Below are 25,974 nucleotides of genomic sequence, written 5' to 3' on the forward strand. Positions count from 1 at the left end.
TTTGGGGAGCTTTTTCTTGGGATGGCTTTGTATGTGGCGGTATAGCTTGGAGAAAAGAGGGGCTTTTAAATGGCTAAGTTACTGTCTTTGGGGCCTTAGTTTGGCATTTTTTGTCTATACATTCTTTCGTAGTAGCTAGCTTGCTGTGCATTTGTGCTTGGCTTTTAAAAAGAATGATGTGGAAACGATCCAAAGGATCGTTTTTTGCTATTTTCTTTTTGTATAAGTTCTTGATATACATATTAAAAAATGCCATAATATACTTAGTTGATATAATCTTCTCTGCTCTGCTATTTGCCCAAAGAAAGGAGTTTCTATGCTAAAAGTAGTCGATGTCTGTAAGCGATACGGTGCCCACCAGGTCTTGTCCTATGTGTCCTTTGAGTTGCAAGCGGGGGACTTGGTGGCCCTAGTAGGTCCCAATGGTGTGGGGAAATCCACTCTGTTGAATATCATCAGCAATACAGATACCGCTGACCGTGGGTCGGTAACCATCAATGGTCGGCCCAATAGTGACCGAGCGATTTTTCAGGATATGTCTGTCATGTTGGATGCTCAAGCTCTTTATCCACAGTTGACGGGTTATGACCATCTGACCTATGTGGCTGCCACCCACAAGTTGGGGAAAAAGGAAGTGGATGCGTTGGTGGAAGAATTGGGGATGGGCTACTATGTCAAAAAGCGAGTGGCTGGTTATTCCATGGGTATGAAGCAGAAGCTGCTCTTTGCCATGGCTGTCCTTCCCAAGCCCAAGCTCTTGTTGCTGGATGAACCCCATATCGGCTTGGACCCGACCAATATCATCCAGCAACGGGAATTTCTTCTGAATTTACAGGCAGAAGGTGTTGCCATTTTGCTGTCTTCCCACCATTTGTCGGAGATTGAGAAGCTGACCAATCAGGTTTATTTCCTCAAGGCCAGCAAGTTGATTGCCACAGAAGTGGAGTTGACGGCGGATTATGATTACCATCTTGCTGTGGAAAACTCCAAGCAGGTTCAGGAATTTTTACGGGATTATCCGCAACTCTTGTGGAAAAAGGCAGAGCAGGGTCTGGTGGAAATCTTCTTGCCCGAGCGAGATTTACTAGACTGTTTGGATTGTATTCCAATCCAGCAGGTGGCTGGCCTTACAAAAGCTAGCGACTATATGGAATCCCTCTATCGAGATCTCTATGTAGAGGAAGGTGGTGAGGGGACATGAGGCTGAACTTTGAAATCAAGAAAATTCTCAGGTCGCCTCTCTATTGCCTGCTCTTACTAGGTTTTATAGGTCTGGCCTACCTTCCCATTTCACAAAGGCAAGCCCGCCAAGCGGTCTATGTGGAAACCTATAAAGAAGAACTGAGCGAATTGGCTAGTGTCTTGGCAGATATAAAAATTGAGGAGGGGTCAGAAGAAGCACCGCGGATGGTGGGCTTGAAATCCGATATAGAAAGTGTCGGTCAGGCCTTAGATGAGGGGAAGTTTGAAGCTATCCCCAACTACCGCAAACTCATGTATCAGGATTTGGACTATTTTATCAGTCGCAATCGGCAGCTTTTTCAAACTCGGAATTCCTTAACACAAACGGAAGTCGAGCGTTTGGCCAGATGGAATGACTGGTTGCTTGAACATCAATTAGTAGATGGTCCTGAAAATCAAGCCTGGTCAACAGGCCGTATTGTTCAAGCCTACTTAGAAAGTTTGTTTGGTTTTCTTCCTGTATTTTTGGTGCTTGGTTTTCTGCTTGCCAATCAGCTGTCGGAAAAGACACTTGCTCATCAAGTTTGGCAGTTGCGGCAATGGGATAGTCTGAGTTTGCAGGGGGTCAGGCGTTTGGTTGCTTCCTTGCTTTCGCTTTTGCTGGCTGTGGGGATAGGTTTACTCTTTATCCTGGTCTATGATGGGCTGACAGGTCAGTTGGCTGTATCTAGTTTTCAAGCTCCTGTTGAGATTTTGGGTCAGAGTCAGTTGATAGGTTCTTGGCTTTACGGACTTATCTTGCTTGGTTTTTGGCTGGTCTTGCTTCTAGCTGTTCGCCTACTTTTTGGGTTTTTGGACCACTTGTTAGCCAGTCGGCTGACTTTTGTGGTGACTGGGTTACTGTTAGCCCTGGGGCTTTCCTATCAGGCAGGTGCAGTAGCTGGTTGGTCAGGTCAAATTCTGCCCTTGCTTGCCTTTCCTGGTTTTTTAGACACAGCTGCATTTTCACAGGTCTTGGTAGAGGTGGATGTCTTGCTCCTGCTGACCATTGGACTTTTTGTGGCTTATTATCTGCTGACAGAGAGGAAAAGGCTGGTCCTGACCGTGGGGCATCAGAAGGAGTTAGACACAGGTCCTTTAGACAAGGTTTGGTCTTTTGATATTCTCATCCTTAGTCGGCTCAATTCTTGGAAAGGGCTCGTCTTAGGAAACTTGCTCCTAGCTCTGCTATTTTCCCTACTGACGGGACTAGAAAAGCAAGAGGTTGCCCAGGAGGAGAGGGTTTCGATGGAGTTGGTTGCCCAGTCCTATGAGCAGGATGGTGCCTATGTGGAGAGTTTGCAGTCGGAAATCAACCGTCTGAGGCAGTTGGTCAAAGGGGACGCGAGCTATCAGGAGGAGTTGGAGCTGAGGCTTGGTCTCTTACAAGAATATCGTGTCTATAAGGACCTCTATGTCAAGCAATGGCAGGTATATCAGGAAAAACCTCAGGCTCTGCCGGCCAGTCACCTTGCTTTGCTAGAGGCAGAGCAGGTCTATCTATGGGCTAGAGAGGAGAAGGCTTTTGCCCATGGTGATATTGGAGCCAGCCAGACGGTGGATAATCTTCGCCGTTACCAGACTCGCAATCAGGTCAGTCAGTATTACTGGCAGCAGCTGATGGAGGCTGGGGTACCTGCGACCAAGCGGGGCAAGGATGTCGTTTTGCCTAGCTTGGAAAATCGTTTTGATACCAATGATGCCTTGCTTCCAGTAGACGATCCTTCTTGGGACCGCTCCAGAGATCTGTCAGGTATCGGCAGTCTGCGCTCTCTCTTTGATGGTCCGGCCTATTTGTTGGTGCTTTTGCTGGCGGTTTGGCTTGGCAGTAGGGGGAAGGCGGTGGAGGTTGCAGGGAAAAACTGGCGTCTCTATCAGACCCAGCCTGTGGATTTGCGCAAGGTCCTAGTCACCAAGTGGTTGCTGGGACTGGGCCAGGCGCTAGGATTTACAGTGCTCTTTCTAGTTAGTCTTTTCCTGGTCAATAGCCTGATCGGAGGAATTGGTTATCTGGAAGATGGCCTTGTCTTGCTTTCGCATTCGGAGAGGGGGATTTTTCTTGAACTCTTGAGGGGACAGGAACTCTGGGCTTGGTTCCTACCCAATGGTCCTTATCTCTTGTGGACGGTGCTTGGCTTGCTGGTATTGGAAATTGTGCTAGTCAGTCTCAATCATCTCTTACAAGTTCGGTTTTCAAATCGCTTGGTCGTCTTCATCCTGCTAGCTGGTTTGCTGGCTCTGCTGGACTACCTACTCTTTCAAGACCTGATTTTGGATGGGCAGGAAATTTTTAGGCAGTTCGCTCTGCTATTTTCATAAAAAAAGAAAAACTGGCTGAAAATAAATTCAGTCAGTTTCTTATGTTTATTCAATCACCAGCATGCCTTCTTTAACAGCAAATGGGTGTTCTGGGTCAATGCGGTCGTAGAACATGACACCGTTGAGGTGGTCGATTTCGTGTTGGACCACGATGGCATTAAATCCTTTGAGTTTAATGCGGTGCTTTTCTCCGTTTTTATCCATGTAATCAACAGTCACGCGCGCGTGGCGGACTACGTAGCCTTGGACTTCGCGGTCAACAGATAGGCAGCCTTCGCCCCCTTCCATAGCCGCTTCTTGGACAGAGTGTGCCACGATTTTAGGGTTGTACATGACCTCTTGTAGAGAGTAGGCTTGGGCAGGTGGATTGCCTTCCTCATCTTCTGGATTTGGGACTAAGACAGCAATGATGCGTTTGGAAACGTCAATCTGAGGTGCTGCTAGACCAACTCCGCCACGGAGTTTCATTTTTTCAGCCATGACAGGATCCTGAGAATGTTTGAGGAATTGCATCATTTTTTCACCTAAAATAATTTCCTGGTCAGATAGGGGAAATACAACTTCTTCAGCGACTTGGCGTAGGGTTGGATGCCCTTCACGGATGATGTCATCCATGTCAATCAAATGGGCAGGTTTTGTCAATCGTTCAATAACAGACATGATTCTCTCCTTTGGATATAGTTAAGATAAGTATAGCATGAAATGGGAGAGAATAAAAGTCTCAGTCACCTATCTATTCTGTCTCAAATCTGCTATACTAGTAAAAGACGAACGTTGAAAGGGAGAAAAATGAAAAGAATTTTAGAGAAAGCCAGTTTGCTGGCCTTATCCACCATGCTGGTTTCGACATTTGCTGTCTCGCCAGCTATTCCGCAGATGATTGAGCATTTTGCCCAGCAGGGAATTGCAGCGGCCCAGGTGGAAAATTTGATTACGGTGACCTCCTTTGCTATTATGGTTACTCTATTGGCAAATGGTCTAGTTGTCCGTTTCTTGTCTGAACGAAACATTATCATTGCAGGGCTTTTGCTTATGGCCATCGGCGGAGCTTTGCCCGTGTTTCTAACTGCTTATCCTCTGATTTTATTGGCTCGAATCTTGCTTGGTTTGGGGATTGGCTTGATCAATGCGCGTGCTATTAACATCATCGGTAATTTTTTCACCGGTCAGGAGCGGGTGCAGATGATGGGCTTGCGTGGTTCAGCAGAGGTTTTGGGAAGCGCAGGGCTTACCCTCCTTGTCGGTTGGTTGACCCAGTTTGGTTGGCAACCTGCCTTCTTGGTCTACCTTTTTGCCTTGGTCATCTTGGCCCTCTTCCTTCTCTTTGTTCCCAAGGAGGAATTGCTGGCTCGCATGGAGGTGAAGGTTGAGGAGAACGCACCCAAGGTCAAGTTGGACAAGACCATGTGGATGATGGGAATTTATCTGGCATTCTTAGCCTTCTTTGTGATCAATGTCAATACCTTTCTGACCATTCGCATTCCTCAGATTGTTTTAGCCAAGGGCATTGGTACTGCTCAGCAAGCCAGTCTCATTCTCAGTCTTATGCAGGTCATGGGGATTGTGGCGGGAACCCTCTTTAGTAGCTTGGTTGGTCGTTTGAAGGGCTGGCTTTTAGCGGTTTCCTACGTGGTCTTTGGACTCGCGGTTGTCGGCATTACCTTTGCGGATAATCTCTGGGTACTGGGCCTCGGTGGTATGGTGTCAGGATTTTTCTACAGCATCATTCTAACCATTGTCTTTAGTCAGGTAACAGACCGAGCACCTAAGGCCTTGCTCAATGCGGTCATGACAATCGTCCTTATGGGCTGCAATATCGGCGGTGCCACATCTGCCATCTTGCCGACCTATCTGGAAAAACTCAACCCAACCCCAACAGGAGCCTTTGGTATCTACGCCATCGGCTGTGCCTTGATAAGCGCTGGCTTGATTTATAAACAACTGAAGAAGTGGGAGTGAGAAAGAACTCGACTGGTCTAAAAAAGAGTTCGTCAACAATTTTTTGTTTTAAGTTGTTGAGCTGAAACAGTCTATCCCCAGACTGTGAGTTATGTGAGCTGGCTATCGTCAGCTTTTATCTCCCACTTCAAAAGGTCTCCCAGACCTTTTGAACTCCCACCCCCGCACAGCTCCAAAGGTTCGGGGAACCTTTGGGGGCTGGAGATAGAGCGAACAGAGTTCGCTACAAAACTGTCTGGGAGACAGTTTGAGGTTGGAGATGAAGCGAACTTTGTTCGCAACAGTCGTAATGGTCAGATTTGGAGTGTAATACACGAACAAATCTGCCAATCAACCACTGCGCTGAGATGTTGACACGAACTCTGAGTAGTAGTCGCTGGGCTTGAGCCCAGCCTCTTTTGGTATAATATTCCTATGTTAGAAAACAACCGCTTAAATGAATTAATACTTCGTTTTCCCGAGGATGTTCAGTTGATTTTTAAGGATATGATTCCCTCCTATCAGTTGGGCTATGCGGATTATGTCTATCAGACAGATCATTACGCCACCCAAAACCGTCGGATTAAAAATTTGGCAAAAAATTTCCGAAGAATGGATTATTTTTACATCATGCCCCTGCCTCAGGATCTGGCATTGGAAATTGCTAACCAATGGCGCTATCAACCACCTTTGGATGCCTATACGATTAGTGCAGACCCCGAGACTTATGCTGAGATGATTTCACCAGAGGCGCGTGGGGACCGCTTTTTTGCAGTCATTCGCAATGCCGCCCTCATGGGCTATTTCTGTATTGATCAAGATGGCGAGACAGTTGACATTCGTTTGGGCATGAAACCGTCTTTGACAGGTCAGGGAAATGGCAGAGCTTTCTACCAGACGATTGAAGACTATGTAGTGGAACATGTTCAGCCAGCTAGTATTACACTGACAGTTGCCACCTTTCATCAAGCAGCTCAAACCCTCTTTCATACTCTTGGATTTACAGAAAGAGAACAGCAAGCAGACTATATCAAAATGGAAAAGAAACTCGTATGCGATTAGATAAATTTTTAGTGGATTGTGGTGTTGGCAGTCGGACAGAAGTCAAGAAAGTCCTGAAAAACAAGCAAGTCACAGTCAACGGACAAGTAGAAACCTCCCCAAAGCAACAGGTTGACGAAAAGACGGACCAAATTGCAGTAGCAGGTCAGGTCTTAAGCCATGAAACCTTTGTTTATTATGTATTGAACAAACCCAAAGGAGTTATTTCAGCAACCGAGGATGACCGCCATCGGACTGTCTTGGACCTGCTAGATGATACAGCTCGCCAGAAGGAAGTTTTTCCAGTTGGGCGCTTGGACATCGATACCCATGGCTTGCTCCTCTTGACCAACAACGGTCAGCTGGCTCATGCCATGCTTTCTCCGAAAAAACATGTTGATAAACTCTACCGTGCACAGGTTGACGGAATTATGACCCAAGAGGATGCCGAACGATTTGCGGCAGGAATGGAGCTGAAAGACTTTACCTGTCAGCCAGCCCAGTTGACCATCCTCTCTACAGATGAAGCTAAGCAGACCTCGCTCGTTGATATCACCATCCGAGAAGGGAAATTTCACCAAGTCAAACGCATGGTGCAGGCCTGTGAAAAGACGGTGACAGACTTGCAACGATTATCAATGGGGCCTTTATGGTTGGATTCCGAACTAGCGATTGGAAAATATCGTAGATTAACAGCTGCCGAGTTAAAGCAATTAGAAGTCTTTGGTGTGGAATTATGAGAAATATTGAAAAAATTTTTCGTGCCCTGCCCTTGATTGTGGTGGCAGGTGCAGTTGTTTATCTTTCGATTTGGATATGGATTGATAATGGGGATTGGACCTACATCATTGCCAGAGTGTCTGGTATGACGGAGAAGCATGCCAATAATTTATCCCTAATTGCCATAGCTATACAGTCTCTATTTTTTACTTCTGACTGGTTTTATAGTCGCATTCGTGCCTTTCTCAATCGTCAGTTAGAACGTACCAAGGGGCTTAATCGGCAGATATATCTGGGCTATAAGGCTGGCATTGAATTCCTGATGGCTCTGCCCAAACGGACCATCTTGTTTAGCTTTTACCTGCTCTTGACGATTTTGGAAAACCTAGGTGTGATTGATAGTGCCAAAGATTATGCAGTCATTGTCATCTTTATCATAGCCGTGGATCGCGTGACTAAAATCTGGCCAGAAGAAAAGCGCAGGATGATGGAGTTTGGTCAGAAGATTAAGAAACGGATTAAGAGTGTGGAATAAGCGGAGAGGTGCATAGATATTTTAAGGAGGCAGTTTTGTCTTCTTTTTTGTTAAAAAAATCAAACAAAATGTAAGATATATATTGCAAAAATAAAAATATAGTGTATAATAAAGTTATAAAAATGTACAGGAGGATGGCTATGGCATGAAAAATATTCGGTTAAAGTTAGCGCGTGTGGAAAAAGATATGACCCAAGGGGATCTGGCAGAGGCTATTGGAGTGACCCGCCAGACCATCGGTCTGATTGAGGCAGGGAAATACAATCCTAGTCTAAGTCTTTGTCTATCGATTTGCCACTGCTTAGGAAAAAGTTTAGATCAATTATTTTGGGAGGAACCAACTGATGAAAAAAATTGTGACTGATGAACGTGTTCAACAGGAAGAAAACCAAGTCTTTGCCTGGGTGGGCAGGACAATGAATATTCTTTTGCCTCTCTCATTTCTCATCAAAAGTCTGGTATTAAAATGGCCGTTTGATACCTATGTTTTTGAACTGATTGCCATGTTGGTTGTTTCAGTCTATCTCTTTTATGGCTATTGGAAGAAAGGGCTTGATATGGAAAGAGGAGCTACTTGGCAGGCTTACCTTTACTTAGGAGGGGTGATTGCTGGGACAACGATTGTAATGGCTTGGACCAACTACCAGACCTATGGACAGCATTATAGTGGCATCTGGGATTGGCATTTTTGGGTGGTGATTTTGATATTCCTCGTCTCTGTTACCTGTCTTTGTTTGCTATTGCTGAACATACTATCTTGGGCGAATAAGTACCGTCAGAAGCAGGTGGAAAAAGAGCTGGCAGATGAACTCGAATAAGCAATGGAGTTCTTATCCCCGCTCTGCCATTTTCCTAAAAAATAATTTTTTTAAAATTCCTTGCTAAAAGTAAGGGCTTATGTTACAATACCAAAAGCGTAGGTTTTTAAACTCATCCCGTGAGGTGAGAAAGACAACAGGAAAAATTATTAAGGGCCTATGACTATGTATATTTAGAAAGTCTGGGTCTTTTTGTGTACCCAGAATGGGAGATTTATGAGTACAAAAGCCAATCTTTTGTTTGATGTCCATGAGAAACCAGCACCGCTTCAAGGGATTTTGCTGAGTTTCCAGCACGTGTTCGCCATGTTCGGTGCGACGATTTTAGTGCCGCTGATTCTCGGTATGCCCGTATCGGTTGCCCTCTTCGCATCAGGTGTCGGGACCTTGATTTACCAAGTAGCGACACAGTTTAAGGTGCCGGTTTACCTAGGTTCTTCCTTTGCCTATATCTCAGCTATGGCCCTTGCTATCAAGGAAATGGGTGGTGATGTGTCGGCAGCTCAGACTGGTATTCTCTTCGTCGGCTTGATTTACGTGTTGATCGCTGCACTTGTCAAAGTTATCGGTACTAAGTGGATTGACAGCCTCTTGCCACCGATTGTCATCGGTCCAATGATTATCGTCATCGGTCTGGGTCTTGCCAACTCTGCCGTGACTTCAGCAGGCTTCGTCGCAGACGGCGACTGGAAAAACGTCGTCGTGGCGATTGCAACCTTCTTGATTGCGGCTTTTGTCAATACCAAAGGGAAAGGCTTCGCCAAGATTGTTCCCTTCTTGATTGCCATTGTCGGTGGTTACGTAATTGCCCTCTGTCTTGGTTTGGTTGACTTCACACCCGTTTTGGAAGCGGCTTGGTTTGAATTGCCAGGTTTCTACCTACCATTTGAAACAGGTGCCTTCAAGTCGTACAATTTCTACTTCGGTCCAGAAATGATTGCTATCTTACCAATTGCTGTTGTAACAGTAGCTGAGCATATCGGTGACCACACCGTTCTCAGCCAAATCTGTGGCCGCCAGTTCTTGAAAGATCCAGGCCTCAGCCGTACCTTGATTGGTGATGGTGTGGCGACTGCTGTATCTGCCTTTATCGGTGGACCTGCCAATACGACCTACGGTGAAAATACAGGAGTTATCGGTATGACTCGCATCGCGTCAGTATCCGTTATCCGCAACGCAGCCCTGATTGCCATTGCTTTCTCATTCTTGGGTAAATTTACAGCTCTTATCTCAACTATTCCAAGTGCCGTTCTTGGTGGTATGTCTATCTTACTTTACGGTGTTATCGCCTCAAACGGTTTGAAAGTTTTGATTGAAAGCCGTGTTGATTTCGGTCAAGTCCGCAACCTGATTATTGCAAGCTCAATGCTGGTATTGGGTCTTGGTGGTGCAGTTCTCAACATCGGTGCCATTACCCTTTCAGGTACAGCCCTCTCAGCCATTGTAGGTATTATCCTCAATCTTATCTTGCCAAAAGCAGAAAAGACTGAATACATGTGATATACAAGCAGAAAGTCAGCTCCGGCTGGCTTTTTTTGAAAATTGCAGAGCAGCTCAGCTATTTCTCAAATTAGTTGACAAAAGAGATATTCCTTGATAGAATAAATGAGGTCCAAAAGGACAAATCTAGCCTTTTCTTGGTTGCAGGTCGCCAACCTGTCACTCGGATTTGGCTCAAAAATAAAGGAGAACGATTATGGCAATCTCAAAAGAGAAAAAAAATGAAATCATGGCACAATATGCTCGTCATGAAGGTGACACAGGTTCAGTTGAAGTACAAGTAGCAGTACTTACTTGGGAAATCAACCACCTTAACGACCACATCAAACAACACAAAAAAGACCACGCAACTTACCGTGGTTTGATGAAAAAAATCGGTCGCCGTCGTAACTTGTTGGCATACCTACGCCGCACAGACGTAAACCGTTACCGTGAATTGATTCACTCACTCGGACTCCGTCGTTAAGATAGGATACAAAAGCTGTCACAAACGGCTGAAAAATAGGAAACTGCCATGTCTTCGGACATTGGCAGTTTTTCTTCTTCGCTAGGATTTTAGCTCGCTCCAACAGTCTAGGAATAGACTGTTGGAGGTTGGAGATGAAGCGAACATAGTTCGTGTCAACAATTCAGAAAGAGCCTGTTTTCAGGCTTTTTTTGTTTTCCTGTTCTTTTCCGAGTTTTTAGGCTGTGTTCGACTGCTCAAGATACGAGAACGCAAAAAATCCGTATGAGTTTCACAGTCCAGTGGACTGTGAAAGGTTTGAGCCATGAAACTCAAAAGCGAAAAGGAGATTGTCACAGCGACTTGTCGCAAGACAATCTATATTTTGCACTAGGATTTTAGCTCGCTCCAACAGTCTGGGGATAGACTGTTGGAGGTTGGAAATGAAGCGAACGAAGTTCGTTTCAGCACAGTCTGGGGATAGACTGTTGGAGGTTGGAAATGAAGCGAACGAAGTTCGTGTTAACAATTCAGAAAGAACCTGTTTTCAGGTTCTTTTTTTTGTTTTCTATTATGTTTGGTTTTGAAAATATTAATATATTGAAATACAAGAAAAAAAGAGGTATAATATGCTTGATACAAGTTTACAAGCGCTTACATAAGCGAAAAATAGTAAAGGAGGACTAGATGAAACGTAGTTCAAAAGACTTGTTTGACAAGCGATACAGCTACTCAATTCGGAGGCTAAGTGTTGGTACAGCTTCTGTTGTTGTGGGTTGTATGTTGTTCGGCAGTCAGATGGTTCAGGCCAATACAGTAGAGGCGAGTGATCCATCCTTAGAATTGGTGACCGATGAGACAGAAGAATTGCCGGTCATTCCAGAGGAAGAAGCTGTGGAAGAAACACCTGCAGTTCTTTCCGAAGGGGGAGAGGTGGGGCAAGATGATGGCTCAGAGTCTGTGACAGAGCTTGAAGCAGTGGCTGCAGAGCCGATGTTGGCACCTGCAGCGGACCTTCCTCAAGCGAATGAGAGTGAGGGTGGTGAGACTCGAGAAGCAACAGCTCAATCCCAAGATCAGGTTGTGGCGCCAGCTAGCTGGACGACCATCCACCATTATAACCAGGTGGACCAACAGGTCAATTTCGACCAAGCCTGGAAATTTAGCTTGGGGGAGACTGCTGGTGCATCTGCCAAGCAGTTTGATGATTCAAGCTGGCAGGTTTTGGATTTGCCACACGACTTTAGTTTGATTCAGGACTATACCCAATCGGGTGAGGCTGAGAGTGGCTACAAGCCAGGAGGAACTGGCTGGTACCGCAAGGCATTTACCGTATCAGAAGAGGTTGCGGCAGGTCGTGTTGAATTGCAGTTTGATGGTGCCTACATGGAGACCGAGGTCTTCATTAACGGGACTTCCTTGGGTGTGCATCCAAATGGATACAGTCCATTTACCTTTGATTTGACAGGCCATGTTCGGGCAAATGAAGAAAATATCATTGCTGTCAAGGTTGTTAACCCTGTTCCAAGTTCACGTTGGTATTCAGGAAGCGGGATCTACCGTTCTGTCCATCTCAATATGACACCTAAGGTTCATTTGGCGGAGTACGGAGTGGTTGTGACCAGTCCCAACCTCAAGGAGTCGAAGACTGGTCAAGGTACAGCTAGTCGGGTAGAAGTTGTGACCGCATTAGAAAATGCTGGTAGTCAGTCTGCGGCTGTTACAGTGAGAACCAGCCTCTTTGAGCGGTTGGCAGATGGCAAGGTCGGAACAAAGGTAGCTGAGAAAACTAGCAGTTTGACGACTATTTCTAGCCAAACCAGTAGCAAGATTCGCACGGAGTTTGATATTAATAACCTCAAACTTTGGTCTGTCAGCAACCCTCATCTTTATATCGTACGGACGGAAATTCTTGATGGTGCAACAGTAGTACAGAGTCGGGATCAGGAGACAGGTTTCCGTTATATTGAATTCGACAATGTTTCTGGCTTTAAGTTAAATGGTGAGAAGCTCAAGTTACAAGGGGTTTCCATGCACCATGACCAGGGCGGTTTAGGAGCTCGTGCCTATTATGATGCCATTGAACGCCAGTTTGAAATTCTCAAAGGGATGGGTGTCAATGCGGTTCGGGTGACCCATAACCCAGCCGCTCGTGCCATGAAAGACATTGCCAATCGAATGGGCATGCTCTTGATTGATGAGGCATTTGATACTTGGGAACGGCCGAAAAACTCCAACGTTAATGACTATTCTCGATTCTTCAATCGTACAATTGGCACAACAGCAGAAAACCTAGTCGGTGCCCGTGCCCAGGACCAGCAATGGTCGGAATTCCATGTGAAACAGATGGTCAAGAGCGGTATCAACGATCCGTCCATTATCATGTGGTCAACAGGAAACGAAGTGCTTGAAGGGATTAGCGGTAGTGCTAGCAATTATGTATCGGTCATCAATCGTCTGATTGGCTGGATCAATGAAGTTGACCCAACCCGTCCGGCTACTATCGGTGATAACAAACTCAAACATGGGGATCGGATCGCGGTTGGTATGGGTGATGCCCTAAACAATGCAACGGTGCGTGGTATTGTCGGTTACAACTATGCCGATGGTAGCAAGTACGACGAAAGCAAAGCCAACCATCCTAACTGGATTATCTATGGTTCAGAAACGGCTTCATCTGTCAATAGCCGTGGGGTCTACAATATCAAAGGAAATGCCAGTCGTTCAGACAAGCAGCGGACAGCCTATGACCAGAGCCATGTTAACTGGGGGCACACAGCTAGTCAGGCCTGGTATGATGTCATCACACGGGATTTTGTAGCCGGTGAGTTTGTATGGACTGGTTTTGACTACCTTGGAGAACCAACTCCGTGGAATGGAGTTGGTCCAGGTACCCAACATGGTTGGCCAGCGCCAAAGAGTTCTTATTTTGGCATTGTTGATACGGCGGGCTTCCCTAAAGATTCCTATTATTTCTACCGGAGCCAATGGAAACAAGACGACACGACGCTCCATGTCCTTCCTGCTTGGAATGACGCAGTCTTACAAAAAGATAGCAACAACCGTGTTGAAGTCGTCGTCTATTCCAATGCAGCCAAGGTGCAGTTGGTTCACATTGCCCCAGATGGAACGCAGCGTGATTTAGGAACCAAGGAATTCACAGAAGTTACGACAGATGCTGGTTACAAGTACAAAATTTACAACGGTGCAGACAAGAGTAGCACCCCTCATAAGAATCTCTATCTGACCTGGCAGGTTGACTACCAGCCAGGCACCATCAAGGCCATTGCCTATGATGCTCAGGGAAATGTGATTGAACGGACTGTCGGTAGCAGTCAGCATTCAACCTTTGGTGCAGCCAGCAAGCTCCTTGCCAAGGTTGCTAAGGTGGATCAAGCTGTGACAGACCATTCTCTAGCTTATATCGAGATTGATGTTGTTGATGCCAATAACAATCTCGTTGTCAATGCTGCCAACCCTGTATCCATTTCTGTCAGCGGACCAGCTAAGTTGGTAGCCATGGATAACGGAAATGCTATGGACCATCAAAGTTATCAGGCAGATAACCGCAAGGCATTTGCCGGTAAGGTCTTGGCTATTGTCCAGATGACGGGTGCGAGCGGTACGGTTTCTGTAACCGCGAGTGCAGATGGGTTGACTGCTTCAACGGTTGAATTTGCAGTGACAGGTCAGGCAGACCAAGCAGCAAACAAGGCTAAGGAATACAAATTATCTAAAAATATTTATATTAAACGTGGGGCAGAAGTGAATCTGCCAACCAGCGTGACAGTTCGCTTCCAAGATGGTAGCGAGGCCGAGAAGGCTGTCAGCTTTGATAAGGCTGCTATTCGAGAGAAATTGGCAACAGAAGACACGGTGACAGCTCGTGCTCGTGTTGCAGACCTGGATTTGGATGTATCCTTGCTGATTTCTGTTATCGATCAGGTTGCGGCAATTAAAAATGTAGCCACCGCGGTTGAAATCGGATCACCACTGGTTTTACCACAGACGGTCGAAGCCTTTTTGGCAGATGGTACCTTGCTCTCATCGCAATTCCCAGTGACTTGGACCCAACCAAGTGACGACCAGTTGCGAACAGAAGGGGTCATCGAGGTGCGTGGAGTTGCAAATGTTTTGGGCGATCAACTTCCAGTAATTGCTAAGGTGCGTGTGGGCAACCGTGCGGTCACTATCGGGGGCAACGTTGCACCAAAAGCAACCCGTATCGAGCAGGATATCCCGCAAAATCTTCAGTCGGATACCCTGATGGCTATTGTTGACGGTGGTTTGCAGGCTTCTGCCAACAACGATGGTGGAGCAAACGAAACCATCTGGTCCAATTACGATGCCGCCCAAGCAGACCGCAAAACAGCGACGCTTAGCTTTGTATATGATACTGCGCAAAACATCGCAGAAGTGTCCATCTACTACCACCGAGACAACTGGTCTCTTCGTCAGCCTAAGTCAGTGACCTTCTCTTATCAGACAAGCTCTAGCGCAGAAGCGACAGTTGCCGCTCATCGCGTGACAGAGACAAAACCAGTCAACGGCTTGACCAAGGTAACCTATCGCTTGGATCGGCCAGTTTCAGCTGAAATCTTTAAGGTGACAGTTGAAAATTCTGACGAGGTTCTATCTGGTCGCAAAACGTCTGTCGGTATTGTTGAGCTGGAATTGAAGACGGCCCTTGAGGCATTTGTCAAGTCGAGTGATGCCAGCATCAATGAGATTCAAATCGGCAACCAAGTCCTCTGCGGTACCTCTATCACCAACAATATGACAGTATCAGGTCGTGGGGATATCACAGCTCGTAACAGTACCAATAATGTCGGAGTGACCGTTCTGCGAACAGCTGACAATACGGTGAAAATCGTTACATCATCTGAAGATGGTAGCCAGTCAGAAACCTATACTTTGACCTTTGTACCGGATAGTCCGACAACAGAAGGTCGCAACTACATTGAGCGGTCGGAGATGACCCTTACTGCGGGTTCTGTGGAAAATAGAGTTAGCGAAGCGGTGGATAATGCCAAAGACTTTAACTTGAACAGCCACTGGCACTCTGCCTGGTCAGGAACAGATATCAGTAACCTCTGGTTAACAGTTGATACAGGCAGAGTTCGCCAGCTAAATGGTTTGGCTTACCGCCATCGTCAGGATGGAAATCCAAACGGTAAGGTCACTAGCTATGACATTTTAGTGAGCACAGATAACCGCACATGGACATCGGTGAAAACAGGTAGCTTTGATGAGAATAACCGTGATTGGCAGGAAGTAAGTTTTGATCCAACTAGCGCTCGTTATATCAAGTTACAGGCTGTCAACACCTTAGGAGATGGTGGTCGTCCAAATCGCTTTATGTCTGTCAGCGAGATTCGTGTCAGCGAATACCTGGGTCAAGTAGAAGCAGTTGCTCTGACAAGTGACCATGTCCGCCTAGCAAGTCAAGAATATGCCTATACAGGTCAAGCCCTGACACCGAAGCCTACAGTTAGAGTCAACGGGGTTACCCTGGTTGAAAATCAAGACTACCGTCTCGACTATCGTGACAATATCGGACAAGTAGGCACCAGCAGTCAGGCAAGTGTCAGAGTGACCGGTTTGGGCCGCTATACAGGAATTGTCTCCCTTAACTTTACCATTCGAGCAGGTCAGGCAGAAACAGTCTCTGATGGAACGGTTGAGACTGCGGATCGGTTCGATGCAACTCGCCCAGCTAGTGCAGAAGTGATTGCGGCGGCCTTGGCGAGCGAGGACTATCTCAATAAGAACTATCAAGTCTTTCCTACCCCTCAAACGGTGACCTATGGTGACGGACTGGTAGCCCTAAACGGCCGTGTCAACCTGGTCATTGGGCAAGGAGTGGATATTTATACTCGTAATCGTCTCAAAGATACCTTGCAGGCCCACCAGATTTCGTATGCAACCAGCACAAGTGCGGTGGAAGGTGCAACCAATATCTATATTGGCATTCATGGTCAGGCTGGTTTGGCCCAAAGTCATCAGGCTAATGCAGGACGTACTGCCCAGCTCTTTGATAAGATTGATGCCTATCGTTTGGTGGTCAAAGACAATGCTATTTCAGTCATTGGTAAGGACACAGATGCAGTCTTCTTTGGTTTGACAACCTTGAAGCACATGCTCAATGACAGTCCAGCTCCAGTTCTGCGTGAAGTAGATGTAGAAGACTTCGCAGACATTAAAAACCGTGGCTTCATCGAAGGTTACTATGGCAACCCTTGGAGTACAGCTGACCGCATGGAATTGATGCGCTACGGTGGTGACCTCAAGCTGACCCAGTATTTCTTTGCACCAAAAGATGATGAATACCACAACAGCCGCTGGCGTGAACTCTATCCAGAAGACAAGCTAGAAGAAATTCGTCAGATGGCACGTGTGGGGAACCAAAATAAGACCCGCTATGTCTGGACCCTCCATCCATTCATGCACAATAGTGTACGTTTTGGAGATGAGAACCATTATCGAGAAGATCTGGAGGTTATCAAGCGGAAATTTACCCAATTGATGGACGTTGGTGTGAGAGAATTCGGTATCCTGGCAGACGATGCCCGTCATCCAGCAGGCGGATTTGCAAGCTACAACCGTCTCATGGCGGATCTGACCCAATGGCTGGAAAGCCAGCAGGCTCAGTATTCTGGTTTGCGCAAGGAGATGATCTTTGTACCGCATGAATACTGGGGAGACGGGGATGAAGCAGAATTGCGTTCGCTCAATGAAAATCTTCCTGAAAGTGCTAGCCTGACAGTGACAGGTGGCCGTATCTGGGGACAAGTGTCCAACCAGTTCCTGACAACCTTGAGCACCAATTTGAGTCAGGGAGGCAAGACCTATCGTCCTGTTCAACTCTGGATCAACTGGCCATGTACAGATAACTCCAAAGAGCACTTGATTCTTGGTGGCGGCGAGAAATTCCTGCAGCCAAATGTTGATGCCAGCCTAATTGGTGGTATCATGCTCAACCCAATGCAGCAATCAGAGCCATCTAAGATCGCCCTCTTCTCTGCTGCTGAATACACATGGAATATCTGGGAGTCAGAAGAAGCTGCCAAACGTGTCAATGACATTGCCTTCAACTTTGTTGAAACAGGCCGCTTTACCGATTCGGAGACCTCCCTTGCCTTTAGAGAACTGGGCAAGCACATGATCAACCAAAATATGGATGGCCGTGTGGTGAAATTGGAAGAATCCCTTGAATTGGCACCGAAACTGACTGCCTTCCGTACCAAGTTGGAAGCGGGAGAGGATCTGACAGAAGACCGTCGCCAATTACGGGCGGAATTTGCTAAGTTGAAGGCCGCAGCCCAACTCTATAAGGAGTCTGGCAATGAGCTGATGCGCAATCAGATTCATTACTGGCTAGATAATACCATTGACCAGATGGATGCCCTAGAATCCCTTTTGACAGCTACCGAGTTTATCGGAAGTGACCAGGCGGATCAATTGTGGAACAATTACCACCAAGGATTGAAACTCTATGAACAATCAAAAGGCTATACCTTCTGGTATGTGAACCATTATGAAAAAGCAGAGCTGGGCGTGCAGCATATCCGACCATTTATCTTGCACCTCTTGGAATTCCTTGCAGGTCAAGTCGAGTCAGAGCTCTATCCAGACCGCATCAATAGCCGATTGATCACCAATCGCTCAGGAGCAGAAGGAAGTGTAGCCAATATCCTAGACGGTGACCTATCGACTCAACTCCTCTTCAAGAATCCAAATACCATTTCGACAGGTGACTATGTTGGTTTGGAATTCAACAAGACCATCGATTTGGACAGCTTGACCTTTGCCATGGGAGCTGTCAGCAACCTGCGTGACACCTTCTCAGCTGCTGCAATCCAATACCAGACAGAAGACGGAGAATGGCTACCAATCCCAGGTCATACTTACACAGGTAGTGAAGCCCTCTTAACCTTCTCTAACTTGGGTCTGAAGGCAAAAGCAGTGCGGATGATTGCGACAAGCGATAAGGCCAATACTTGGTTTGGTATTCGTGATATTGCTGTCAACAAGCCATTAGAAGCCAGTCGCCAGACAAGTGTGGCCATTACCCACAGTAATAATTTGGTTTACAAGGGACAAACCAGTGAAGCCCAAATCAAAGATGGCAATGATGCGACAGAAGCAATGTTTGCTAATGCCAACACAGCTGGCCCTCAACGGGATACCACACCTGCCGAGGCTTGGGTACAGCTTGACCTAGGCCAAGTGAAACCAATCAGCAAGGTTCGTTTGGCGCAGGGAACAGGGGACAAACTTAACAAAGGTGTCTTGGAATACTCTGTCAACGGAACCGACTGGACCAATCTTACATCCCTTTCTGGCGAGCAGCTGAAAGAAGTCAGTCAAGAATTTGAAGCCCAATACATCCGTGTACGCAACACGGAAAACCTGCCAAAATGGTGGCGTATCAAGGACTTCTCAGTAGAGACCAATGAGGGCCGCAGAGACATGGTTGAAACAAGTATCGCCAGTCTGGAAAATAGTCCAGTCTTTGAGACACTTGGTTCCTACCGTCTACCATTGCCTGCAACTACTCAGCTAGCGCCAGGCGACTTTGTGGGCATCAAGTTAGACCGCCTCCACGAATTGGAATCCTTGCAAGCAACAGGTAGTCAATTGGATTTGGTTTATTCACCAAACGCAGTTGAATGGTACCAGCTTGACCAGTTGTCCGAGCAACCTTTGGCTCGCTATATCCGACTCATCAACAAGGGACAGACTAGTCAGGGCCTTGGTAGTTCAGAATTGTTGGTTGAAACTAAGGAAATCCATCCAGATAAGTTGAAATCAACGACCTTAGGCATTAACCAAGTCTATGGCAACAATGATGTTCGTCGGATCAAGAACCTAGATCAACTCTTTGATGGAGTCTACAATAACTTTGTCGAATTTGCAGATGTTCCACGCCAGGGGGGCGAAATTGTCCTAGAACTGGGTGTGCAGCGACCAATCCGTAAGATTCGTGCCTATATCCAAGATGGCACCAAGAACTACCTCCGTGATGGCAAGATTCAGGTCAGCCAAAACGGCCAGGATTGGGTAGATATTGTGACAGTCGGAGATGGTCAGGCCAATGCTTCGAGGGATGATTCTCTGGGAGACGGTTGGACACATGATTCGAATCTGCCAGGCAACCGTTATATCGAAGGTAGCCTGGAAACACCTGTCAATGCCAAGTATCTCCGCATTTATTTCACCGCCAACTACGATTACCGCTTCGTAGGCTTCACAGAAATGGTCATCAATGATGGTGAATTTGTCAAAACCATCAATGATCCAACTGTAACAGGAGACGGTGGTGAAGCTGCCAAGAACCTCTACACCAACTTAGTGGACCGCAAGGTACTCAGTTCCTACAAACCGGCTAAGGATCAGGGACATCTTGTTTACCATCTGTCTGAAAAAACAGAGGTCAACCATGTGAAACTGATTTCTAGTCTTCCAACAGGGGCTAGTGTTCAGCTACGAGCTCGTGTGATTCGCCAAGGCCAAGATGCTGGCCCTGAATGGGTTGAGTTGGGGTCAGTAACCAATAGTCTTCAAACTTTTGTCCTGGGACAAGATGTAGCTCACTTGCTGGATCTTGACCTGTCATGGACTGGTGGACGTCCAGAGCTCTATGAGTTATCTACTTATCATGCGGAAATTGATCAAGAAACTCCAATTGAAGATCAACCAACAACAGGCGGTGAGACCAGCCAGCCAGATCAACCAACAACAGGTGGCGAGACCAGCCAGCCAGACCAACCATCAACAGGCGGCGAGACCAGCCAGCCAGACCAACCATCGACAGGCGGCGAGACCAGCCAGCCAGACCAGCCAACGCCAGGTGGTGAGACGAGTCAGTCAGGTTCAGATGAGTGGGTATGGACTGTGAAGCCAGAAAGTGGCCTCCTGTCTCTGACTCATGAAAAACCACGCCTGGATATTCTCGAAAGAGAACGGGGCTATGGTCGTCAAGGGCTTGACAATCCTGACTTGCAAGTCGGAGTGACTCGCCTGGTACAGGTAGGTAAAGTAGGTAAAGAGCGTGTCTTTGTTCAGGTAGTCACTGAGAATGGAGTTGTTCTTTCCCAACGCATTGTCCATACCATGGTGCTGGAAGAAGCACAGGATGAAATCCTAGAAGTTGGTAGAAAACCGCTAGCCCCACAAGCTGCTAGCCAATCAGCTACCGTTCAAGAAACCAAAGCAGCTGTTTCCAAAGCTCAGTTGCCAGAAACAGGCAGTCAAGACCAGTCCTATCTCCTTACAGGGCTCAGTGTACTTGCGACACTTGGCTTGGTTGCGCGTGCAAAACGCAGAGAAGAATAAGGGGACAGCCCCAAATCTCTTCCCAATGAAAAAGAAGATCAGACCCTAGTCTGGTCTTCTTTATTTTTTCGTTAGAAGAGGGATTTCTATGGGAAAAAAAGGTAAAATTATGGTAAAATAATCTGGATACGTGGTTTTGTGCAAAGCTGAATCCAGTAATTCTATTGGGTTGAACTTTGTAGAAAACACGTAAATTAACAATTAGGAGAACATTCATGTCAAAACAAGTATTTGAAACGGTTTTTGCTGGCAAGAAATTGGTCGTTGAAACTGGTCAGGTTGCCAAACAAGCCAATGGTGCGGTTGTTGTTCGCTATGGCGACTCCACAGTCCTTACAGCGGCAGTTATGTCCAAGAAAATGGCGACGGGTGATTTCTTCCCGCTCCAAGTCAACTATGAAGAGAAAATGTACGCCGCAGGGAAGTTCCCAGGTGGCTGGATGAAGCGTGAAGGCCGTCCGTCAACCGATGCAACCTTGACAGCTCGTTTGATTGACCGCCCAATCCGTCCAATGTTTGCGGAAGGATTCCGTAACGAAGTTCAAGTCATCAACACAGTGCTTTCTTACGATCCGGATGCCTCTGCTCCAATGGCAGCCATGTTTGGTTCTTCATTGGCATTGGCAATCTCAGACATCCCATTCAACGGTCCAATCGCAGGTGTCCAGGTCGGCTATGTCAATGGTGAACTCATCATCAACCCTGACAAGGCTCAAATGGAAGAGTCTCTCCTTGACTTGACAGTAGCTGGTAACAAGGATGCCATTAACATGGTAGAGTCTGGTGCCAAAGAATTGTCAGAAGACATCATGTTGGAAGCCCTCTTGAAAGGTCATGCGGCTATTCAAGAACTCCTTGATTTCCAAAATCAAATCGTGGCAGCAGTTGGCAAGGAAAAGGCAGATGTGGAACTTCTTCAAGTGGACCCAGAATTGCAGGCTGAGATTGTCGCAGCTTACAATGACGATTTGAAAAAAGCGGTGCAGGTAGAAGAAAAATTGGCCCGTGAAGATGCGACCAATGCAGTGCGTGAAACGGTCATCGCAGCCTACGAAGAAAAATACGCTGAGCACGAAGAATTCGACCGCATCATGCGTGATGTCCATGAAATCTTGGAACTCATGGAGCACGCAGAAGTTCGTCGTTTGATTACAGAAGACAAGGTCCGCCCAGACGGTCGCCGTGTCGATGAGATTCGTCCGCTGGATGCAGAAGTGGACTTCTTGCCAAACGTTCATGGCTCAGGCCTCTTTACTCGTGGTCAAACGCAAGCTCTTTCTGTCTTGACCTTGGCTCCAATGGGTGAAACCCAAATCATCGACGGATTGGACGACGAGTACAAGAAACGCTTCTTGCACCACTACAATTTCCCACAATATTCAGTGGGCTCAACTGGTCGCTACGGTGCACCAGGCCGTCGTGAGATTGGTCACGGTGCCCTTGGTGAGCGTGCTCTCGAGCAAGTCTTGCCTAGCTTGGAGGACTTCCCTTACGCTATCCGCTTGGTAGCAGAAGTCTTGGAATCAAACGGTTCTTCATCGCAGGCTTCTATCACAGCTGGTACCCTTGCCCTTATGGCAGGTGGTGTGCCAATCAAGGCTCCAGTTGCAGGTATTGCCATGGGTCTGATTTCAGACGGCACCAACTACACCGTCTTGACCGATATTCAAGGTCTTGAGGACCACTTTGGCGACATGGACTTCAAGGTTGCGGGTACCCGTGACGGTATCACAGCTCTTCAAATGGACATCAAGATCGACGGTATCACACCGCAAATCTTGGAAGAAGCCTTGGCACAAGCTAAAAAGGCACGTTTTGAAATCCTTGATGTCATCGAAGCGACAATCCCAGAAGTTCGTCCTGACTTGGCACCAACTGCACCGAAGATTGACACTATCAAGATTGATGTAGATAAGATCAAGATTGTCATCGGTAAGGGTGGCGAAACCATCGATAAGATTATTGCAGAAACTGGCGTGAAAATCGATATTGACGAAGACGGTCTTGTGGCGATCTTCTCACCAGATCGCGATGCGATTGAACGGACCAAGGAAATCATTGCAGGTCTTGTTCGTGAAGCAAAAGTGGACGAAGTCTTCCAAGCAAAAGTGGTTCGTTTGGAGAAATTCGGTGCCTTTGTCAACCTCTTTGACAAGACAGACGCCCTGGTCCACGTTTCTGAAATGGCTTGGACCCGTGTCAATAAACCAGAAGACCTAGTTGAAATCGGCGACATTGTCGATGTCAAGGTTATCAAGATTGACGACAAGGGCCGTGTCGATGCTTCTATGAAGGCTCTTCTTCCAAAACCAGAAGGTTATGTGGAGCCAGAAAAACGTGAGCGTTCTGACAGACCACGCCGTCACAAAGACAACAAAGAGAAAAAAGATAACAACTTTGGTGAATTCAAATTCCACAAGGTTGAAAAGAAATAAGCTGAGTAGACAAGTTCGGTAGCGGGCTTGTCTTCTCGCTAGAAGGAGTGACTATGGGTTGGTGGAAGGACACCATTGAGATTGTAAAAGAAAAAGATCCGGCAGCACGGACGACCTTGGAAGTTCTTTTGACCTACCCAGGTGTCAAGGCATTGGCTGCCCACCGTCTATCCCATTGGATGTGGAAAAAAGGCTTTAAACTCCTGGCTCGGATGCACAGCCAATTTTGGCGCTTTTGGACCAATATTGAGATTCATCCAGGCGCCGAGATTGCTTCGGGGGTCTTCATTGACCACGGAGCTGGTTTGGTTATCGGAGAAACCGCTATTATCGAATCAGGTGTCATGCTTTACCACGGCGTAACGCTTGGTGGAACAGGAAAGGATACGGGCAAACGTCATCCAACCGTTCGAAAAGGTGCCCTTGTCTCTGCCCATGCTCAAGTGATTGGCCCCATTGAGATTGGGGAAAATGCTAAAGTGGGTGCAGCTGCCGTTGTCCTAGCCGATGTTCCAGCAGATGTGACAGTGGTCGGTATGCCAGCTAAAATTGTCCGTGTACACGGTCAAAAAGATGAGAAGGTCATTCATGACATGGAAGATGGCCGTGAACACTACACCACCAAACTGGCAGAGCTGAGAGAAGCCAGCCACCATTCGTCGCATTTGTAGGATTGAACCAAGGGTGCAAAAGGAGTAACAAATGAAAGCATTTAAAGGAAGCGACTGGCTCTATCCAGTCAATTTGGTTTTGGCCATTGTGTTGGCTGTTTTAAATTATAGCCAGGGGTCCTATGGGCTCGGTCATATCTGGGCTGCCTTGGCAATCTTTTGGGTGATCCGACTGGTCTTGCTTTGGATCCAGCGGAAGAAAAAGTAGGAGAAAGCATGATAAAAATTTACGATACCATGACCCGCAGTTTGCGTGACTTTGTGCCCTTGGAAGAGGGCAAGGTCAAGATGTATGTTTGCGGTCCGACGGTTTACAACTATATCCATATCGGAAATGCCCGTAGCGTCGTGGCTTTTGATACCATCCGCCGCTATTTTGAATACCGTGGTTTTGATGTGACCTATATCTCCAATTTTACGGATGTGGATGACAAGATTATCAAAGCTGCTAATGAAGCTGGCATGACAACCAAAGAACTGTCTGATAAGTTTATCACAGCTTTCAAGGAAGATGTGGCAAAGTTAGGTGTCAAACCAGCTACCAAAAATCCTCGGGTTATTGACTACATGGATGAAATCATTGATTTTGTGCAGGTCTTGATTGACAAGGGGTACGCCTATGAAGCGGCTGGCGATGTTTATTTCCGAGTGGAAAAGGCTGAGAATTATGCTCGCTTGGCCAATAAAACCCTGTCAGACTTAGAGGCTGGTGCATCTGGTCGGGTGGAGGGAGAAGGTCAACTCAAAGAACACCCCTTCGACTTTGCCCTGTGGAAAACTGCCAAGCCAGGTGAAGTGTCTTGGGAAAGTCCTTGGGGAGCAGGTCGTCCAGGTTGGCATATCGAGTGTTCGGTTATGGCGACAGAGATTTTGGGAGATACCATTGATATTCACGGTGGTGGTGCGGACTTGGAGTTCCCCCACCATACCAATGAAATCGCCCAGTCTGAGTGCAAAACAGGTCAAACCTTTGCCAACTACTGGATGCACAATGCCATGCTCAATATCAATGATGAGAAGATGTCCAAGTCCTTGGGTAATTTCCTGACAGCCCATGATATGTTGGAACAAATTGACGGTCAGGTCTTGCGATTCTTCCTATCTACCCAGCACTACCGCCGTCCACTCAACTACACTGAGAAGGCTATTTCAGATGCGGAAATCAATCTTAAATATCTAAAAAATACTTATACACAACCTGTGCAAAACTCTGTGGATAAGTCAGGTCTTGAATTACACTTGGCGGCCTTTGAAGCGGCAATGGATGATGATTTCAATGCGGCAAATGGGATTACGGCTATCTTTGACTTTGCCAAATGGATCAACTCAGGCAACTACGATGAAACTGTAAAAGAAGCTTTTGGCAGAATGCTCGCCGTCTTTGGCATCGTCTTTGAAGAAGAAGTCTTGGACAGCGAGATTGAAGCCTTAATAGCAGAACGTCAAGCGGCGCGTGCCAATCGAGACTTTGCGACGGCAGACCGCATTCGTGATGAATTGGCAGCCCAGGGCATCAAGCTCTTGGATACCAAGGATGGTGTGAGGTGGACACGTGACTAAGGCAGTAGATGTCAATCTCATCAATGGAATTGCCCTGGCTTTTGAAGGGGATGCTGTCTATTCCATGTATATCAGAAGGCACTTGATTTTCAAGGGGCTGACCAAGCCCAATCAATTGCACGGTGAGGCTAACAAATACGTCTCGGCCAAGGCTCAGGCAAGCCTGATTTCTGCCCTCTTAGAAGCTCAGCTATTGACAGAAAAAGAGGAAGAAATCTATAAACGGGGTCGCAACACCAACAGTCACACCAAGGCTAAGAATGCGGACGTAGTCACCTATCGGATGTCCACAGGTTTTGAGGCGGTTTTGGGCTATTTGCACATGACCGAGCAGATGGAACGCCTGGATGAACTGGTGGGCTGGTGTATTGAGACAATTGATATGACAAAATAAGGCTATCTAGCCTTATTTTTTTTGTCTTTTTTGACAAGA

The 25,974-nt window shown here is 46.8% G+C and carries 17 protein-coding genes; 16 read left to right on the plus strand and 1 reads right to left on the minus strand.

From position 1 onward, the window contains the following. Positions 1–316: 316 nt before the first annotated feature. Positions 317–1,201, plus strand: coding sequence for an ABC transporter ATP-binding protein (locus JNG37_RS04890; RefSeq protein ID WP_158456510.1), 885 nt, complete (start codon positions 317–319; stop codon positions 1,199–1,201). Beyond that, the gene (locus tag JNG37_RS04895) at positions 1,198–3,540 is read left to right on the plus strand and encodes a hypothetical protein (protein ID WP_158456512.1); all 2,343 of its coding nucleotides are present in this window, start codon (positions 1,198–1,200) and stop codon (positions 3,538–3,540) included. Before JNG37_RS04890 ends, JNG37_RS04895 begins: the two co-directional genes overlap by 4 nt. Positions 3,541–3,585: 45 nt before the next feature. Here JNG37_RS04895 and def read toward each other — a convergent pair whose 3' ends face one another. Next, entirely contained in the window at positions 3,586–4,200 is a 615-nt protein-coding gene (gene def / locus JNG37_RS04900) for a peptide deformylase (protein ID WP_158456514.1), read from the minus strand. Positions 4,201–4,329: 129 nt separating this feature from the next. On the opposite strand from def, the gene JNG37_RS04905 reads away from it, so the two are divergent. The 14 genes from JNG37_RS04905 (at position 4,330) to JNG37_RS04975 (ending at position 25,935) form a co-directional block, all read left to right on the plus strand. After that, positions 4,330–5,499: an MFS transporter gene (locus JNG37_RS04905; protein ID WP_158456516.1), complete on the plus strand. Its 1,170-nt coding sequence runs from the start codon at positions 4,330–4,332 to the stop codon at positions 5,497–5,499. Positions 5,500–5,913: 414 nt separating this feature from the next. Continuing rightward, a complete protein-coding gene (locus JNG37_RS04915; protein ID WP_238336260.1) occupies positions 5,914–6,540 on the plus strand; it encodes a GNAT family N-acetyltransferase in 627 nt (208 codons plus the stop codon). Continuing rightward, entirely contained in the window at positions 6,531–7,259 is a 729-nt protein-coding gene (locus JNG37_RS04920) for a pseudouridine synthase (protein ID WP_158456518.1), read from the plus strand. The genes JNG37_RS04915 and JNG37_RS04920 overlap by 10 nt, the downstream gene beginning before the upstream one ends. A gap of 5 nt (positions 7,260–7,264) precedes the next feature. Next, positions 7,265–7,774 carry a hypothetical protein gene (locus JNG37_RS04925; protein WP_158456560.1) on the plus strand — a complete coding sequence of 170 codons (510 nt, stop codon included), beginning with the start codon at positions 7,265–7,267 and terminating at the stop codon, positions 7,772–7,774. A 145-nt stretch (positions 7,775–7,919) separates the two neighbouring features. Further along, positions 7,920–8,138: a helix-turn-helix transcriptional regulator gene (locus JNG37_RS04930; RefSeq protein ID WP_024418664.1), complete on the plus strand. Its 219-nt coding sequence runs from the start codon at positions 7,920–7,922 to the stop codon at positions 8,136–8,138. Further along, positions 8,119–8,592: a DUF6773 family protein gene (locus JNG37_RS04935; RefSeq protein WP_158456520.1), complete on the plus strand. Its 474-nt coding sequence runs from the start codon at positions 8,119–8,121 to the stop codon at positions 8,590–8,592. Before JNG37_RS04930 ends, JNG37_RS04935 begins: the two co-directional genes overlap by 20 nt. 216 nt (positions 8,593–8,808) lie before the next feature. Next, positions 8,809–10,092, plus strand: coding sequence for a uracil-xanthine permease family protein (locus JNG37_RS04940; RefSeq protein WP_158456522.1), 1,284 nt, complete (start codon positions 8,809–8,811; stop codon positions 10,090–10,092). Positions 10,093–10,288: 196 nt separating this feature from the next. Next, positions 10,289–10,558 carry a 30S ribosomal protein S15 gene (gene rpsO / locus JNG37_RS04945; protein WP_002938849.1) on the plus strand — a complete coding sequence of 90 codons (270 nt, stop codon included), beginning with the start codon at positions 10,289–10,291 and terminating at the stop codon, positions 10,556–10,558. Positions 10,559–11,224: 666 nt separating this feature from the next. After that, entirely contained in the window at positions 11,225–20,875 is a 9,651-nt protein-coding gene (locus JNG37_RS04950; protein ID WP_158456524.1) for a beta-N-acetylglucosaminidase domain-containing protein, read from the plus strand. 215 nt (positions 20,876–21,090) lie between these two features. Beyond that, positions 21,091–23,310: a polyribonucleotide nucleotidyltransferase gene (gene pnp, locus JNG37_RS04955; protein ID WP_032511700.1), complete on the plus strand. Its 2,220-nt coding sequence runs from the start codon at positions 21,091–21,093 to the stop codon at positions 23,308–23,310. A 53-nt stretch (positions 23,311–23,363) separates the two neighbouring features. Then, positions 23,364–23,981 carry a serine O-acetyltransferase gene (cysE, locus tag JNG37_RS04960; RefSeq protein ID WP_024384138.1) on the plus strand — a complete coding sequence of 206 codons (618 nt, stop codon included), beginning with the start codon at positions 23,364–23,366 and terminating at the stop codon, positions 23,979–23,981. 31 nt (positions 23,982–24,012) lie between these two features. After that, positions 24,013–24,189 carry a hypothetical protein gene (locus tag JNG37_RS04965; protein WP_172044427.1) on the plus strand — a complete coding sequence of 59 codons (177 nt, stop codon included), beginning with the start codon at positions 24,013–24,015 and terminating at the stop codon, positions 24,187–24,189. Positions 24,190–24,197: 8 nt separating this feature from the next. After that, a complete protein-coding gene (cysS, locus tag JNG37_RS04970) occupies positions 24,198–25,541 on the plus strand; it encodes a cysteine--tRNA ligase (RefSeq protein WP_158456526.1) in 1,344 nt (447 codons plus the stop codon). Further along, positions 25,534–25,935, plus strand: a complete 402-nt coding sequence (locus JNG37_RS04975; RefSeq protein WP_158456528.1) for a Mini-ribonuclease 3 — start codon at positions 25,534–25,536, stop codon at positions 25,933–25,935. Before cysS ends, JNG37_RS04975 begins: the two co-directional genes overlap by 8 nt. Positions 25,936–25,974: the final 39 nt, after the last annotated feature.

The organism is Streptococcus suis (assembly GCF_016775005.1).
Classification (GTDB): Bacteria; Bacillota; Bacilli; order Lactobacillales; family Streptococcaceae; genus Streptococcus; species Streptococcus suivaginalis.